We start from the raw sequence: 14,384 nt of genomic DNA, 5'->3' as shown, positions 1-14,384 counted from the left end.
TTTAATGCAATGCAAAGGCTTTTCTTCTGGATGCATTAAGAATAGTCGCGAATTTAGCAAGCATAAAAAAAGGGAACCATTCGGTTCCCTTTTTTAATCAATTTATCGAACGTTTATTCCGCAAGTGGTCGCATATGCGGGAATAAAATTACGTCTTTAATCGTCGGTGAGTCGGTAAACAACATCACCAAGCGATCGATACCAATACCTTCACCCGCCGTTGGCGGCAGGCCGTATTCCAATGCGGTGATGTAATCTTCATCAAAGTGCATTGCTTCATCATCGCCAGCATCTTTCTCTTCGACTTGCTTTTTAAAACGTGCAGCCTGATCTTCGGCATCGTTAAGCTCAGAGAAACCATTTGCCAATTCGCGGCCACCAACAAAGAATTCGAAGCGGTCCGTAATGAACGCATTGTCATCGTTACGACGTGCTAATGGCGATACTTCCCATGGATATTCAGTGATAAACGTCGGCTGATCCAATTTGTGTTCCGCCACTTCTTCAAAAATCTCGCAGATGTACTTACCGGCGCCCCAAACGTTTTCACCTAATGGCTCTTTGACGCCGACTTTGCGAGCAATTGCTTTTAAGTCGTCAAAGCGTTCTTCCGGGTTGCGAATCACCGCTTCATCCAATTCTGGTGCATGGGTCATAATGGCATCCATCATCGACATGCGAGTGAACGGCTTGCCAAAGTCATAGAATTTCTCTTCAACAACCTCACCGTCAGAATTTTTCACGGTATTGCGGATCACTGTATTACCCATTACATCTTGGGCCAGCGTACGCAACATTTCTTCGGTCAGATTCATTAAATCTTCATAGGTTGCATATGCCTGATAGAATTCAATCATGGTGAATTCAGGGTTGTGACGGGTCGACAGACCTTCATTACGGAAGTTACGGTTGATTTCAAAGACTCGTTCGAAACCGCCAACAACCAAGCGCTTAAGGTAAAGTTCCGGCGCGATACGCAAGAACATGTCGATATCTAACGCATTGTGGAACGTTTCAAACGGTTTCGCCGTTGCACCACCAGGAATGGTTTGCAACATCGGTGTTTCCACTTCCATATAATTGCGTTCGGTTAGAAACTTGCGTATACCGTTGACGATTTTTGAGCGCACCTGGAAAGTATCACGCGTTTCCTGATTGATGATCAAGTCGACGTAACGCTGACGATACTTGGTTTCTTGATCTGACAAGCCATGGAATTTCTCGGGTAATGGGCGCAACGATTTAGTCAATAGCGCATACTCTTCCATATTGACGTAAAGATCGCCTTTGCCTGACTTGTGTAATTTCCCTTTGACACCAATAATGTCGCCGATATCCAACATGCCCCAGCGTTGTTTAATGTCTTTTTGTACGGTTTTATCCGCATAGGCCTGAATGCGCCCAGACATATCCTGTAATACCAGGAAAGGACCGCGTTTCGCCATAATTCGGCCAGCAACTGCATATTGCAGATCCGCTTGTTCCAGCGCTTCTTTGTCCATATCACCATGAGCTGATTGAATATCCGCGGCATAATGCTCTCGGTCAAAATCATTCGGGTGTCCATTCGCTGAACAGTTGTCGCGAATCGCCGCTAATTTGGCACGACGCTCAGCAATTAGTTTGTTTTCATCTTTGGCAATATCAGTCATTGTCACTTCTCAGTTACAGGCCAGACTTCAGGCTGGCTTCAATAAATTGGTCTAAACCACCGTCGAGTACCGCTTGGGTGTTACGACTCTCAACTCCGGTGCGTAAATCTTTAATCCGGCTATCATCCAATACGTAGGAGCGAATTTGACTTCCCCAGCCAATATCGGATTTTCCGTCTTCGAGGACTTGCTTGTCTTCGTTTTGCTTTTGCATTTCCAACTCATACAGTTTTGCTTTCAATAGCTTCATTGCCTGAGCTTTATTTTTATGTTGCGAGCGATCACTTTGACACTGGACCACAGCGCCTGTGGGTTCGTGGGTGATACGTATCGCAGAATCGGTTTTGTTCACGTGCTGACCACCGGCTCCAGATGCCCGGAATGTGTCGATTCGTAAATCGGCAGGATTGATATCAATTTCAATGCTGTCATCGATTTCCGGATAGATGAATGCAGACGCAAACGATGTATGACGACGCGCATTAGAGTCAAACGGTGACTTACGCACTAAGCGGTGTACACCGGTTTCGGTGCGTAACCAGCCATACGCGTATTCACCGGAAAATTTCAACGTACACCCTTTGATACCGGCAACATCGCCATCGGTTTCTTCGATAACATCGACTTTAAATCCGTGTGCATCACCCCAACGCAAATACATACGCATCAGCATACTTGCCCAATCCTGAGCCTCTGTGCCACCTGAACCCGATTGAATATCAAGATAACAATCATTGCCATCCTGAGGACCGGCAAACATACGGTGAAATTCTAACTTCGCTAATTGAGCTTCGAGATCGACAACTTCTGATTCGGCATCCAAAAAGGTTTCTTCATCCTCTTCTTCAACCGCGAGTTCGACGAGTCCTTCGACATCTTCACAACCGGTGACCATGTCATTGATGGTTTTTACCACCAACTCCAGAGAAGAACGCTCCTTCCCTAGTGCTTGCGCCCGCTCAGGTTCATTCCAGACATCCGGCAATTCAAGCTCGCGATTGACTTCGACCAGGCGCTCTGATTTGTGATCGTAGTCAAAGGTACCCCCGAAGCAAATCAGTGCGTTCGCGGATATCTTTTAATTTATTCAATATAGGATTGGTTTCAAACATTGCTAATTAAAAAGTTCTCGGTTTGTTCACATGTCATACCAATAACGCCAGCGGTTCGCTCATTTAGCAGAAATTTAGAATGGTTCCGACAAGGCCATAGATACAAGATAGGTCATCAATTTCATCAATGACAAACGGCCCTCTCAACTGACATTCTAAATTGAGCCAATACCTATCGTAGTCGGTATAACGCAAAATAGTCGGGCATTGTAGCGTATCACGACAATGGAATACACCGCTAAGACGGCTTAACCGTTAAAAAAACGCAGAAAATTTCGCCGCTGCATATCCGTCGAGAATCATTGCGCTGAAGCCGGTTCAATATGCTCAACCATGAGTTGTAAATTGCGCTTACCACGAAACTCATTAATATCGAGTTTGTATGCCAGATGCACAAATCGGATCTGTTCATCAGGCCAAATATTGGGGTCGATATTAAAAGCGATCGCATCGAAAACCTGATCTTCAAAACGCAGCACCATTTTCAAATGTTTACCCGATAATAGCCGTTGCTGAACTAACTCAAATATATTGTCAAATATCGGCTCTGGAAAGTTTTGCCCCCATGGACCGGCACTTTCGATTAATTCACAGTGTTGTTCACTCATTTGTGGCAAGGACAAGGGGCCGTCAGATAATACGCTATTTTCCAGCATATCCTGGGTTAACCATTGATTGGCCAATTGATCGAACAAGGTCTGAAACCTAGCGAAATCCGCTTCTTCGATAGATAAACCGGCGGCCATGGCATGACCACCAAATTTCATAATTAAACCTGGGTGTTGAGAATCAATATGCTCCAGTAAATCACGAATATGCAATCCTGGAATGGAGCGCGCGGAGCCTTTTATTTCCCCGTCACTGCCTCCGGCAAATACAATCGTCGGGCGGTGATATTTTTCCTTGATTCGACCGGCAACAATACCAATCACCCCTTGGTGCCAGTCATCTCGATACAGGGCAATGCCGGAAGGCAGCGATTCCCCACTAAAATCCAATTGTGTTAACACCCGCTCAGCTTCTTCTTGCATCCCCTGCTCGATCTCACGTCGGGCTTTATTTAAATGATCAAGCTCCATCGCAATCACCCGAGCCTGATTTAGGTCTTGTGCCAGTAAACACTGAATACCAAGGGCCATATCATCCAAACGTCCCGCAGCGTTTAAGCGAGGCCCGAGGGCAAAGCCAAAATCACTGGCTTGAATACGTTGCGGGTTTTTCTTGGCCACTTCGAACAAAGCGCTGATCCCCGGGCGAGTCAAACCTGAACGAATACGCTTGATCCCCTGGGATACTAAGATTCGATTGTTTTGATCTAAGGTGACCACATCGGCAACCGTGCCTAACGCAACCAAATCCAGCAATTGTGCAAGATTGGGTTCAGCCAGACCCCGTTGCTGCAACCAATTGTCCTCGCGCATCTTTTTGCGTAGCGCCAACAACAGATAAAACGCGACACCGACGCCGGCAATGGACTTGCTGGGAAATTCACAATCTCGTTGGTTTGGATTTACAATCGCGTCAGCGTCAGGCAATGATTCGCCCGGTAGATGGTGATCAGTAACGATGACTTGAGCGCCCCCGTCTTTGGCCACTTTAACCCCTTGGGTACAACTAATGCCATTATCGACTGTAATTAATAATTGTGCGCCTTTGGCCAATGCCAACTGGGCAATTTCCGGCGTGAGCCCATAACCATATTCAAACCGATTCGGCACTAAATAATCGTGATTTTCGCTACCAAGCAACGCCAAACCTTCCATCATCACCGCAGTGCTGGTCGCACCGTCAGCATCAAAATCGCCAACAACGATAATACGTTTACCGGTATTAATGGCATTAAATAACAAAGTTGCGGCACTGAATAAATCCTTCATTAAGGCAGGACTGTGCAACGCCTTTAATGCCATATCCAGTTCTTGTTCACTTTCCACACCTCGACTGAGATATAAGTTCTGAATCAAAGGATCCACGGGCAAATTAACCACAGGATTGGTAAGTGCTGGACGACGACGAATGGTTTTCGGCATTAGGCTGAGGCGTATTTAGATAAGAGTGCAAGCAGAATACCATGGAATACGATTCGAGTTAATGCGTATTCCAGGGTAGATTTTGGTGAAATTGTGGTGAGGGCTTAACCGGCTTTGGCGGTTGGCATGCTACGCAATATTTGCTGCAACTGTTGCGGGGTTTTGTAACCCGGTAGCATGTTGCCATCTTCCAACATAATTGCAGGAGTGCCATTCACACCGATTTTACGACCAAATTCATATTGCTCGGCAACCGGTTGCGCACAGATTTTTTGCTGTACCTGCGCTCCGCCTTTGGCATCTGTCATCGCTTTTTGTTGATCATTGCTACACCACACCGAACGAATATCTTCATAAGACTGACTACCAATCCCGCCTCTTGGAAACGCTAAATAACGTACCGTGATGCCAAGATCGTTAAATTCGTCGATTTGCTGATGCAACTTCCGACAATAACCACAAGTTAAATCGGTAAAAACCGTCACCTGATATTGCTCTTTCTTCGCTGGAAATACGATCATGGATTGTTCGAATTCATCCATACCGTCAACGCGGACTTTCGCCAAAGTCTCTTCGGTTAGGCTGGAAATTTGTGAACCTGATATGTCGTAAACCTTGCCCTGAATGAGATAGCTGCCATCGATACTGGTGTAGAAAAGGCCTTGATCGGTGAACACTTCCACCAGACCATCCATTGGCGACGCGGTTACCGTGTCGGCATTGAGTCCGAGTTTGGTTAACTGAGATTTAATCGTTTTTATTTGCTCAACGGATAAGTCCTGAGCGCTTGCAGTCGTAGTAAGCATCAAGGTCATCAATGCCAAGGCAGTGGTCACAAATTTGTGCCCTGCACGAGATAAAAAAGTCATATAGAGGTCCACTTATATTTCCTAAACTAACCTTCGGATAGACCGAATTAGGGCCAACTAAATTACTGTCTATGTATAAAAATTACAAGCCTTTTGATTTTTTAGCAAAAGGTACGGCTATAACAAGTATAGTGTTTTGTTATCCAGCCAACAGAAAATATGGCATGACGGCTATGATCTTGTTAAAATCGCCGCAAATTTTCCCCGTTACTGTCTTTGACCATGAAAATAGGCTTATTTTACGGCTCAACAACCTGTTATACCGAAATGGCTGCCGAGAAAATACAGGCGGCAATCGGCGCAGACTTGGTCGATATTTTTGATATTAAAGACGTGCCACTATCACAGTGCGAAGATTACGACATTATTATTTTTGGCATATCCACCTGGGATTTCGGCGAATTGCAGGAAGACTGGGAATCGAGCTGGGACGATATCGAAAAGCTTAACTTAACCGACAAAGTTGTTGCACTTTATGGATTGGGTGATCAACAAGGTTATGGTGAGTGGTTTCAAGATGCATTAGGCATGTTGCACGAGCAAGTGATCGTAAGAGGGCCAAGCCTTATTGGATATTGGCCAAATGAAGGGTATGAGTTTAGTGCCTCAAAAGCGCTGACCGAAGATCAGGAGTTTTTTGTTGGTTTACCGCTGGACGATGAATGCCAATATGACTTAACTGAGCAGAGAATTGATCAATGGTGTCAGCAAATTCTACAAGAAATCATTGATCTACAAGCATAAAAGCTTATCCGGAAAATAATTCCAGACCCAAGAGGTTTGGATTAACATAACTTAACCACCTATACTGAGTCCTCGCCAGGGCTTTAATGACAAAGTAAATTCTAAGGTACTTTCCTACCATGTTTGAACAGTTTGATCTTGACGATAAACTCGTTGCTGCCACGAAATCAGCCGGGTACAAAAAACCGACCTCAATTCAAGAGCTGGTTTTACCTGAAGCGATGGCCGGCAAAGATGTGCTCGCCAGTGCTCCGACTGGAACCGGTAAAACTGCAGCGTTTTTATTGCCATGCCTGCAGCATCTGCTCGACTACCCTCGCACCAAGCCAGGTTTTCCCAGGGTATTGATTCTGGCACCGACTCGGGAATTGGCGACGCAAATTTTCGAACAGGCTGAACAGCTCAGCGAATTTACCAGTATAAAAAGTGGTTTGATCACCGGGGGCGTTAATTACGGTTCCCATAAAGAGATCCTGACCAGTACCACAGATGTGCTAATTGCCACGCCTGGTCGCTTACTGGAATATATAGAAACTGAGCAGTTTGATGCCCGTGAAATTGAAATTCTGATCCTCGATGAAGCCGATCGCATGTTAGATATGGGTTTTGCTGACAATATTAATCGCATTGCCGGAGAGGCCAGATGGCGTAAACAAACCTTTTTGTTGAGCGCGACATTAGCCGGGGCTGGCATCATTCGCTTTTCTAAGGACATTTTGAACGAGCCGGTTTTTCTTGAATCCCACCCGTCTCGCAAAGAAAAAGCGAAAACCCATCAATGGATCCACCTGGCAGATAGCAAAGAACACAAAATCGAATTATTGCTAAACATACTGCGCCAAGAAGATGTTAAGCGGGCAGTTGTGTTTGCCAACAAACGCGAGACGGTGCAGTTTTTAGCCGGTAAATTACAAAGCTCTGATCTCGCCAATGTTTGGCTGGAAGGGGAAATGCCCCAGGATAAGCGTAATAACGCCGTTGCCCGGGTAAAAAATAACAAAGCGAATATTCTCGTTGCTACCGACCTTGCTGCGCGAGGTTTAGATATCGATGAAATTACTCATGTGATTAATTTTGATATGCCACGCAAAGCCGATATTTATGTGCACCGTATTGGCCGTACAGGCAGGGCCGGTAAAAAAGGCACGGCAATATCCTTAGTTGAAGCCCATGATATGACCTCATTAGGCAAAATCGAACGTTTTATTGACGAGCGCTTACGCCGTCGGGTGATTGACGAACTACGCCCAAAACACAAAGAAGCCAAAGTGCCGACTAAGAAAGCCAAAAGCAAAGTCAAAGTGAAAAAGAACGCCGGATTGAGTCCTAAGCAAAAGGCCGCGAAAAAAGCCAAGAAAGCGAAAAAAGCGGCGAAGAAAAAGTAACGAGTGATGGGGTATCCGGGGCCAGGGAGTTAAGGTGCTTTTTCACCAACCTTAGTCCTCATCCAACAATCGCTTACTAAGCAGATTTTACCCGCTGACGACAGGTTACCTCACACAGTAAAGGCGATGCGCCAGCATTGCCTTTACGTTAACTTTCGCGTAAATACCGGTGATAATTCCGTTGAAAGCGATTCACTATATTGATAGCCATCTAAGTCAAAACCTTTCAGCTGTTCAACATCCGTTAATTGATTTTGAATGATATAACGTGCCATCAAGCCCCGGGCTTTTTTAGCAAAAAAGCTGATCATTTTATACTCACCATTTTTCCAGTCTTTAAATGCCGGGGTGATCACTGATGCATGTAACTTTTTCTTTTTAACCACTTTAAAGTATTCGTTCGATGCAAGGTTAACGAGCACTGGGTCAGACTCTTGCTTTAAGTGCTCATTTAATTTGTCCGTGACGATTTCCCCCCAAAACTGATAGAGGTTGGTGCCTCTTTCGTTATTGAGTCTGGTGCCCATTTCCAGTCGATATGGCTGCATTAAATCAAGAGGACGTAACACCCCATATAATCCCGACAAAATTCGCAAATTATTCTGGGCAAACTCAAGATCTTGTTGATCAAATGTTTTTGCATCCAACCCTGTGTAAACATCACCGTTAAATGCCAAAACCGCGGGTCTTGCATTATCGGCTGTGAATGGTAAATGCCATTCGCCAAATCTTGCCGCATTTAAACCGGCGAGTTTGTCACTGATTGACATCAACGAGGACAAATCCGCTGGCGTCAATTGACGACAACGCTCGATCAATTCCTGACTATCATCTAACAATTCAGGCTGACTAAATTTTTCGGTAGTCAAAGGCGATTCATAATCAAGATTTTTCGCAGGAGATACAACAATAAGCATGAATTAGGTTCCACTCATTCAACGAATTTAATTTGTGTCTGACTATACCATGCTCTCGTAAAAAAGGTATCTGGACACAATGCACTTTTCGGAATTTTAACATTAACAAAAATGTTGCCGACTTCGCTTGCAACTGCAGTAATCGATGGATTGATTGTTGCACCGTCTGCATTCTCTATAAAATATTCGATTATTTACTCTATTGACTTGTAAAGGTGGGCATTATTGGGTTCAATGACACTAGCTACATTCTTTAAGGACAAAACAATGACCGATCAGTTATCTCAATTAAAAGCAATGACCACCGTTGTTGCCGATACTGGCGACGTAGATGCGATCGCCCGCTTTCACCCCCAAGACGCGACGACCAACCCGTCCCTTTTGCTCAAAGCATCCGACATTGAGGGCTATCAGCCGCTATTACAAAAAGCGATTGAATATGGCAAGCAACATGCCAGCGATGCAAACGCTCAGATAATTGAAGCTGCCGATATGTTTTCAGTATTGACCGGTGTCGAAATTTTGAAAATTGTCCCGGGCCGCATTTCTACGGAAGTGGATTCGCGTTTATCGTTTGATACCGAAGCGACGGTCGCCAAAGCAAAAAAATTAATTGCAATGTATGAGCAACAAGGCATTACTCAGGATAAAATCCTGATAAAAATCGCTTCTACCTGGGAAGGTATTCGTGCCGCAGAACAACTCGAACAGCAAGGTATCAACTGTAATCTGACACTCTTATTCAGCTTTGCGCAAGCACAAGCTTGTGCCGAAGCAGGCGTTTTTTTGATTTCGCCTTTTGTTGGCCGCATTCTCGACTGGTATAAAAAGGCCAGTGGCAAAGATGCCTACCCTGCGGCAGAAGATCCCGGTGTTATCTCAGTGACGCAGATCTATGACTATTACAAACAGCACGGCTACAAAACCATTGTCATGGGTGCCAGTTTTCGCAACAAAGATGAAATATTGGAACTAGCAGGTTGCGATAGATTAACCATCAGTCCCGCCCTGTTAGCAGAACTGGCGGAATCCAATGAACCGGTTACGCGAAAGCTACAAGATAATAATGCGCCAATTGCATCGAGTGATAAGTTATCGGAAAAACAATTCCGCTGGTTAATGAATGAAGATGCGATGGCAACGGAAAAACTTGCTGAAGGGATCCGAGGATTTACGGTTGATCAAATTAAGCTTGAAGAAAAATTAAGCAAATTGTTGTAAACCATACACTTAGATTAAAAAACAAACAAAGAAAGCGGTTTAATACCGCTTTTTTTGTTTGTTTTTTTTACAATTAATGGTTTTCTTCGATTTTTTTTTGTGTTATTAAAAAAGTGTCATTGTAATCAATTGTAATCAGCAGGAGCTAATATTATGGATCCAATTGAGAGCTTAATGGAAATTGTCGAAGGCAAAACTAAAACGAAAACAAGCAAAAAGCGTAAATGGCGTGAAATAGAACAATTTAAGGAAAAACTTGCTCTAGAAAAAGAGCTTCTAAGTTACGACAACTCGTTAGAGCATCTATTAGAAGAAGTATAATTCAGGCTCAACATGAACCGAGCTGTTTGTTGGGTATCGGAAAGCGTGTACCAGACGCTTCCGGTAACCCTTCTATTGCCGAATATGCGCAATTCTAGAATCTTCATTTGAAAACCGTTGCGGTTCAGCGCATAATTTATACTGTCTCCCGTTATTCTCAGGCGCTCCCATGTCCGGTCAAGTGATTTCCCAAAACATTCAGAAAAATCTCCGCCAAGGCTACTCCCTGGTCGAGGAACTCTTAAACTCAATCACCCATGGTGTTGGCGCTTTATTAAGTGTGGCAGCTCTGACATTAATGATCATGGTCGCCAATGACGCTGCCCAAATGACCAGCGCCATTATTTACGGAACTTCGATGCTCGTGCTGTTTTTAGCCTCAACCTTGTATCACAGCATTACGCACCAATCGGCAAAATCTGTACTAAAACTCGTTGACCATTGTGCGATCTATTTGCTGATTGCCGGAACCTATACCCCGTTTATGTTGATATCTTTAGAAAACGCCTGGGGATATGCAATCTTGTCAATTGTCTGGACCTTGGCCATTGCTGGTATCTTTTTTAAACTCATCTTTCGTCAACGTTTTCCAAAAGTATCCTTAGCAACCTATCTCGCCATGGGCTGGTTGGTGGTTATTGCAATGCCAGATATGATCGCTAATGTCGCAACCGGCGGTTTAATATTGTTAGCTAGTGGTGGCGCCGCATACACCCTTGGCGCAGTATTCTACGCCTTTAACAAAATCCCGTTTAATCATGCAATTTGGCATGTCTTTGTGTTGGCGGGAAGCTGTTGTCATTTTCTGGCAATCTACATTTACCTGATGGGTTAAGAAGACAAACTGATGTCGCGAAAGAAAGCCTTATTTACTCAGATTTCCGGCCGACAGCTAACGCGCTGACACCTTGACACCTGCTTGAAAGTTTTGCCTTTCAAACTGTCACCGTCTACCCCTTGAAAGTTCATATCAAGGGTTAAACTTCCTCTACTTTCTTAACTATTTTCTTTAATTTGCAGACATTTGTCATTAAACTAAGCCATTATTCGTAGTTTTGCTGTCCTGGAAAAGTTGTCCAGGTAGCGTTCAGGATGTCTTTATGCAATACGCTGAAATCACCGGCTGGGGTAAATACACACCTCCCGCCATCTTAACCAATGACGACCTCGCCACTTTTCTAGAAACTTCCGATGAATGGATCAGCTCCCGTACAGGTATTAAAGAGCGCAGGATTTCACATATCAACACCGCAGAAATGTCAGCATTGGCAGCAAAACATGCATTAGCAAGTGCCGGAATCGAAGCCGATGACCTCGATTTGATTATCATTGCAACTTCCTGTCCTGACACTTTGGTTCCGAATACGGCGTCTCGAGTCCAACAACTTCTTGGTTCGAATAACGCTGCATGTTTTGATTTAAGTTCGGCCTGTACCGGCTTTTTGTATGCTTTACAAAATGCCACCGCACAAATTCGTTTTGGTGCAGCCAAAAAGGCACTGGTTATCGGTGCTGAGCGGATGAGTTGGTTTCTTAACTGGAACAAGCGCGATACCGCAGTATTGTTTGGCGATGGCGCCGGTGCGGTTATTCTAGAAGCCACTGACCAGCCCTATGGTTTATTAAATGCGAAGTTAGGCTGTGATTCGAATGCCCGGGATATTTTATCGATCAATAACTTCGGTACCGATATGGATCGCTACATCAACCCACCGTCGGAATTAGATATCTCGTTCCAGGGTCAGGATATTTTCAAACGTGCTGTGCGTGGTATGGGTAAGGCAACAGAGACGGTAATGGAAGAAGCGGGGTTAAGCGTCGAAGACGTAGACTTGCTCGTACCTCATCAAGCCAATATTCGAATTATTGAAACCTTGCAGAGCAAACTTAAATTGCGTGACGATCAAGTGATGGTCAATATTCAAAACTACGGTAATACCTCTGCCGCAACTGTGCCAATTGCTTTGTGTGAAGCGTTAGAGCAAGGCAAAGTCAAAGCTGGGGATAAAATAATGAGCGCTGCATTTGGTGCGGGATTAACCTGGGGTGCGGCTTATATAAAATGGGGCAACAAGGTCACCCCAACTCATGACTATGTGCAACAAGAGCAAGGTGCACAAAATGCCAAAGAGCTTTTGTCCGTCTCTATTGAGCACTGCTTAGGCAAACAGGAATAATCACGAAAGCACGCCAAGGTGGTGGTGGTTAATTTGGCTAATAGCATTAGCACGGTTAGCGATCACCATCCCAGCTAAATAAATACGCACTCAACAGCAAAAATACCAAAGTCATCCCCGCCATAATCCACAACTCCATTTGAATATCGACTAATGTCGCCCCTTCAGTGATGATTTTTCGCGCCGCGGAAACTAAATGGGTGAGAGGAAAAACTGCGGCGATGTTCTTTACAATTTGCGGCGCCCCTTCCAGAGAAAACCATACCCCGGACAATAACATCATTGGCCAGGTCGCCATATTCAACAAACCACCGACTAACTCCTCACTTTTACTTCGAGTAGAGATAACCAACCCCAAAGATATCAGACTCATTGCGCCAACCAACGCCACTAAAAATAGATCCAGATAGCTTCCCAACATGTAAAAATCGAAAAATAGATCGCAGCCGACGTACACGATTGTCGCCATAAACAATACGATGAAAAGCCTTGAGGTTAACTGTGCAGCGACAAATTCAAAAGCTGATAGCGGCGTTGCTTTCAGTCGTTTTAACACCGAGTTTTTGCGGTAACGAACGATCACATAGCCGACACCAAACAAACAGGAAAACATAATGTTCATCCCGAGGATCCCCGGTAATACCCAATCAATATAACGAATTGCCCTACCCTGAGTGAGTTGCCGTTGGAAGTTGCTCTGTTCACTGAGAAACATTTTCTCGACTAAATAACCTTTCGGCGATTCCTCATTAACCCAATACTGCTGCGCGCCCTGGTCAATCACCAAATCAATTTCGTGTTGCTGAAGTTTGATTTTCGCCTTATCTAACTGCTGATACTCAATGAAGTCGATGTAGCGAGTACTGAGAAATGCCAAAGTTTCCGATTGTCTGTCCAATACACCGACCTTATAAACGGCACGACCATCGCCGGAAAATACCATTGCAAATATTGCCAGTAACAATACCGGGAATAATAGATTCCAGCCCAGAGAAGATTTGTCTCGAAAAAACTCGAGATTTCTCGCTTTGACCACGGCCCAAAACCGCTGCACATTAAACATCCATCATCCCCGTAAACTATGGCCTGTAAGCTTTAAAAACAAATCATCAAGATTGGCAGATTTTATATGCATCCCTGTTAATGGCACATGTGCCCCAATCAATTTTTTCACCGTACTTTCAACATGGGTTGTGGCAATCTCGATGCGCTCGGCTCCTGTTTGCCATTGGTCATCTTCGAATAATTCAGACAATACCGAGGTATCGATATTGCCGGTTGGCAGGGTAAGGAAAACCTGTTGAAAGTGCCTGTCCAACAAAGCTTTTGGCGAACCTTGTTCAATAATTTTACCGTGATCCATGATCACGATTTGGTCACACAACTGTTGTGCTTCGTCCATATAATGCGTGGTCAGGATCACTGTTTTATTCTGGGCTTTTATGTTTTCGACTAATTGCCAAAAATGACGCCGAGACTGTGGGTCCAGACCTGTCGTTGGCTCATCAAGAAAAACAATTTGCGGATCATTAATTAATGCCAGCGCTAAAAGCAAACGCTGCCTTTGTCCACCGGATAACAAACGATTATCGCGATCAATAATCTCGTTCAGATCACACCATTTAATCAAAGTTGCAATCTCTACAGAGCGTTGATAAAAAGATTTAAACAGAATAAGGATTTCTTTGACGGTTAAGTAATCCTGTAACGCCGTGTGCTGAAACTGAATACCAATGTGCTGACTGACATCGTCCGCAGCAACTTCCTGAAAATTCACTGAGCCGGAAGTCGGCTTTAAAATTCCTTCCATAATTTCAATCGTTGTGGTTTTACCCGCACCATTTGGACCGAGTAACCCAAAACAATGGCCTTTGCTCACCGTAAAACTGACATCATCTACCGCTTTGACGTCTTTGTATTGTTTTGAAAGATTCCTGACTTCTATCACTGAATTCC

At 44.4% G+C, this 14,384-nt stretch carries 13 protein-coding genes; 6 read left to right on the top strand and 7 right to left on the bottom strand.

The window, feature by feature from the left end; translation table 11 throughout:
* Positions 1-113: 113 nt before the first annotated feature.
* From lysS to dsbC, 4 genes are all read right to left on the bottom strand, one after another.
* Positions 114-1,652, bottom strand: coding sequence for a lysine--tRNA ligase (gene lysS / locus FE810_RS05060; RefSeq protein WP_138318942.1), 1,539 nt, complete (start codon positions 1,650-1,652; stop codon positions 114-116).
* Positions 1,653-1,665: 13 nt separating this feature from the next.
* Positions 1,666-2,764 (bottom strand): peptide chain release factor 2 gene (prfB, locus tag FE810_RS05055; protein WP_171022269.1). Its coding sequence is split into 2 segments (ribosomal slippage): positions 1,666-2,688 and positions 2,690-2,764, totalling 1,098 coding nucleotides; the frame shifts between segments, so codons are not numbered across the junction.
* Positions 2,765-3,063: 299 nt separating this feature from the next.
* Positions 3,064-4,794 carry a single-stranded-DNA-specific exonuclease RecJ gene (gene recJ / locus FE810_RS05050; protein ID WP_138318940.1) on the bottom strand — a complete coding sequence of 577 codons (1,731 nt, stop codon included), beginning with the start codon at positions 4,792-4,794 and terminating at the stop codon, positions 3,064-3,066.
* 104 nt (positions 4,795-4,898) lie between these two features.
* The gene (dsbC, locus tag FE810_RS05045) at positions 4,899-5,663 is read right to left on the bottom strand and encodes a bifunctional protein-disulfide isomerase/oxidoreductase DsbC (RefSeq protein WP_138318939.1); all 765 of its coding nucleotides are present in this window, start codon (positions 5,661-5,663) and stop codon (positions 4,899-4,901) included.
* Between the two features lie 222 nt (positions 5,664-5,885).
* Between dsbC and fldB the strand changes: the two genes are divergently transcribed.
* Both fldB and srmB read left to right on the top strand, forming a co-directional pair.
* Positions 5,886-6,407, top strand: coding sequence for a flavodoxin FldB (gene fldB / locus FE810_RS05040; RefSeq protein ID WP_138318938.1), 522 nt, complete (start codon positions 5,886-5,888; stop codon positions 6,405-6,407).
* Positions 6,408-6,526: 119 nt separating this feature from the next.
* Positions 6,527-7,792 (top strand): ATP-dependent RNA helicase SrmB, encoded by a 1,266-nt coding sequence (gene srmB, locus FE810_RS05035; protein WP_138318937.1) that lies wholly within the window; start codon positions 6,527-6,529, stop codon positions 7,790-7,792.
* Between the two features lie 143 nt (positions 7,793-7,935).
* Here the strand turns inward: srmB and yaaA are convergent, their stop codons facing one another.
* Complete coding sequence (yaaA, locus tag FE810_RS05030; RefSeq protein ID WP_138318936.1) at positions 7,936-8,709, bottom strand: peroxide stress protein YaaA; 774 nt, start codon at positions 8,707-8,709, stop codon at positions 7,936-7,938.
* Positions 8,710-8,976: 267 nt separating this feature from the next.
* On the opposite strand from yaaA, the gene tal reads away from it, so the two are divergent.
* From tal to FE810_RS05010, 4 genes are all read left to right on the top strand, one after another.
* Positions 8,977-9,930 carry a transaldolase gene (tal, locus tag FE810_RS05025; RefSeq protein ID WP_138318935.1) on the top strand — a complete coding sequence of 318 codons (954 nt, stop codon included), beginning with the start codon at positions 8,977-8,979 and terminating at the stop codon, positions 9,928-9,930.
* 153 nt (positions 9,931-10,083) lie between these two features.
* A complete protein-coding gene (locus tag FE810_RS05020) occupies positions 10,084-10,251 on the top strand; it encodes a DUF3545 family protein (RefSeq protein WP_138318934.1) in 168 nt (55 codons plus the stop codon).
* Between the two features lie 169 nt (positions 10,252-10,420).
* Entirely contained in the window at positions 10,421-11,086 is a 666-nt protein-coding gene (gene trhA, locus FE810_RS05015) for a PAQR family membrane homeostasis protein TrhA (protein ID WP_138318933.1), read from the top strand.
* 265 nt (positions 11,087-11,351) lie between these two features.
* On the top strand, positions 11,352-12,428 hold the full coding sequence (locus tag FE810_RS05010; RefSeq protein ID WP_138318932.1) for a ketoacyl-ACP synthase III: 1,077 nt from the start codon (positions 11,352-11,354) through the stop codon (positions 12,426-12,428).
* A gap of 55 nt (positions 12,429-12,483) precedes the next feature.
* Here the strand turns inward: FE810_RS05010 and FE810_RS05005 are convergent, their stop codons facing one another.
* Positions 12,484-13,491: an ABC transporter permease gene (locus FE810_RS05005; protein ID WP_138318931.1), complete on the bottom strand. Its 1,008-nt coding sequence runs from the start codon at positions 13,489-13,491 to the stop codon at positions 12,484-12,486.
* A gap of 3 nt (positions 13,492-13,494) precedes the next feature.
* The gene (locus tag FE810_RS05000; protein WP_138318930.1) at positions 13,495-14,376 is read right to left on the bottom strand and encodes an ABC transporter ATP-binding protein; all 882 of its coding nucleotides are present in this window, start codon (positions 14,374-14,376) and stop codon (positions 13,495-13,497) included.
* Between the last annotated feature and the right edge of the window lie 8 nt (positions 14,377-14,384).

The organism is Thalassotalea litorea (genome assembly GCF_005843925.1).
Classification (GTDB): Bacteria; Pseudomonadota; Gammaproteobacteria; order Enterobacterales; family Alteromonadaceae; genus Thalassotalea_A; species Thalassotalea_A litorea_A.
This window is presented reverse-complemented; position numbering and strand designations above follow the sequence as displayed.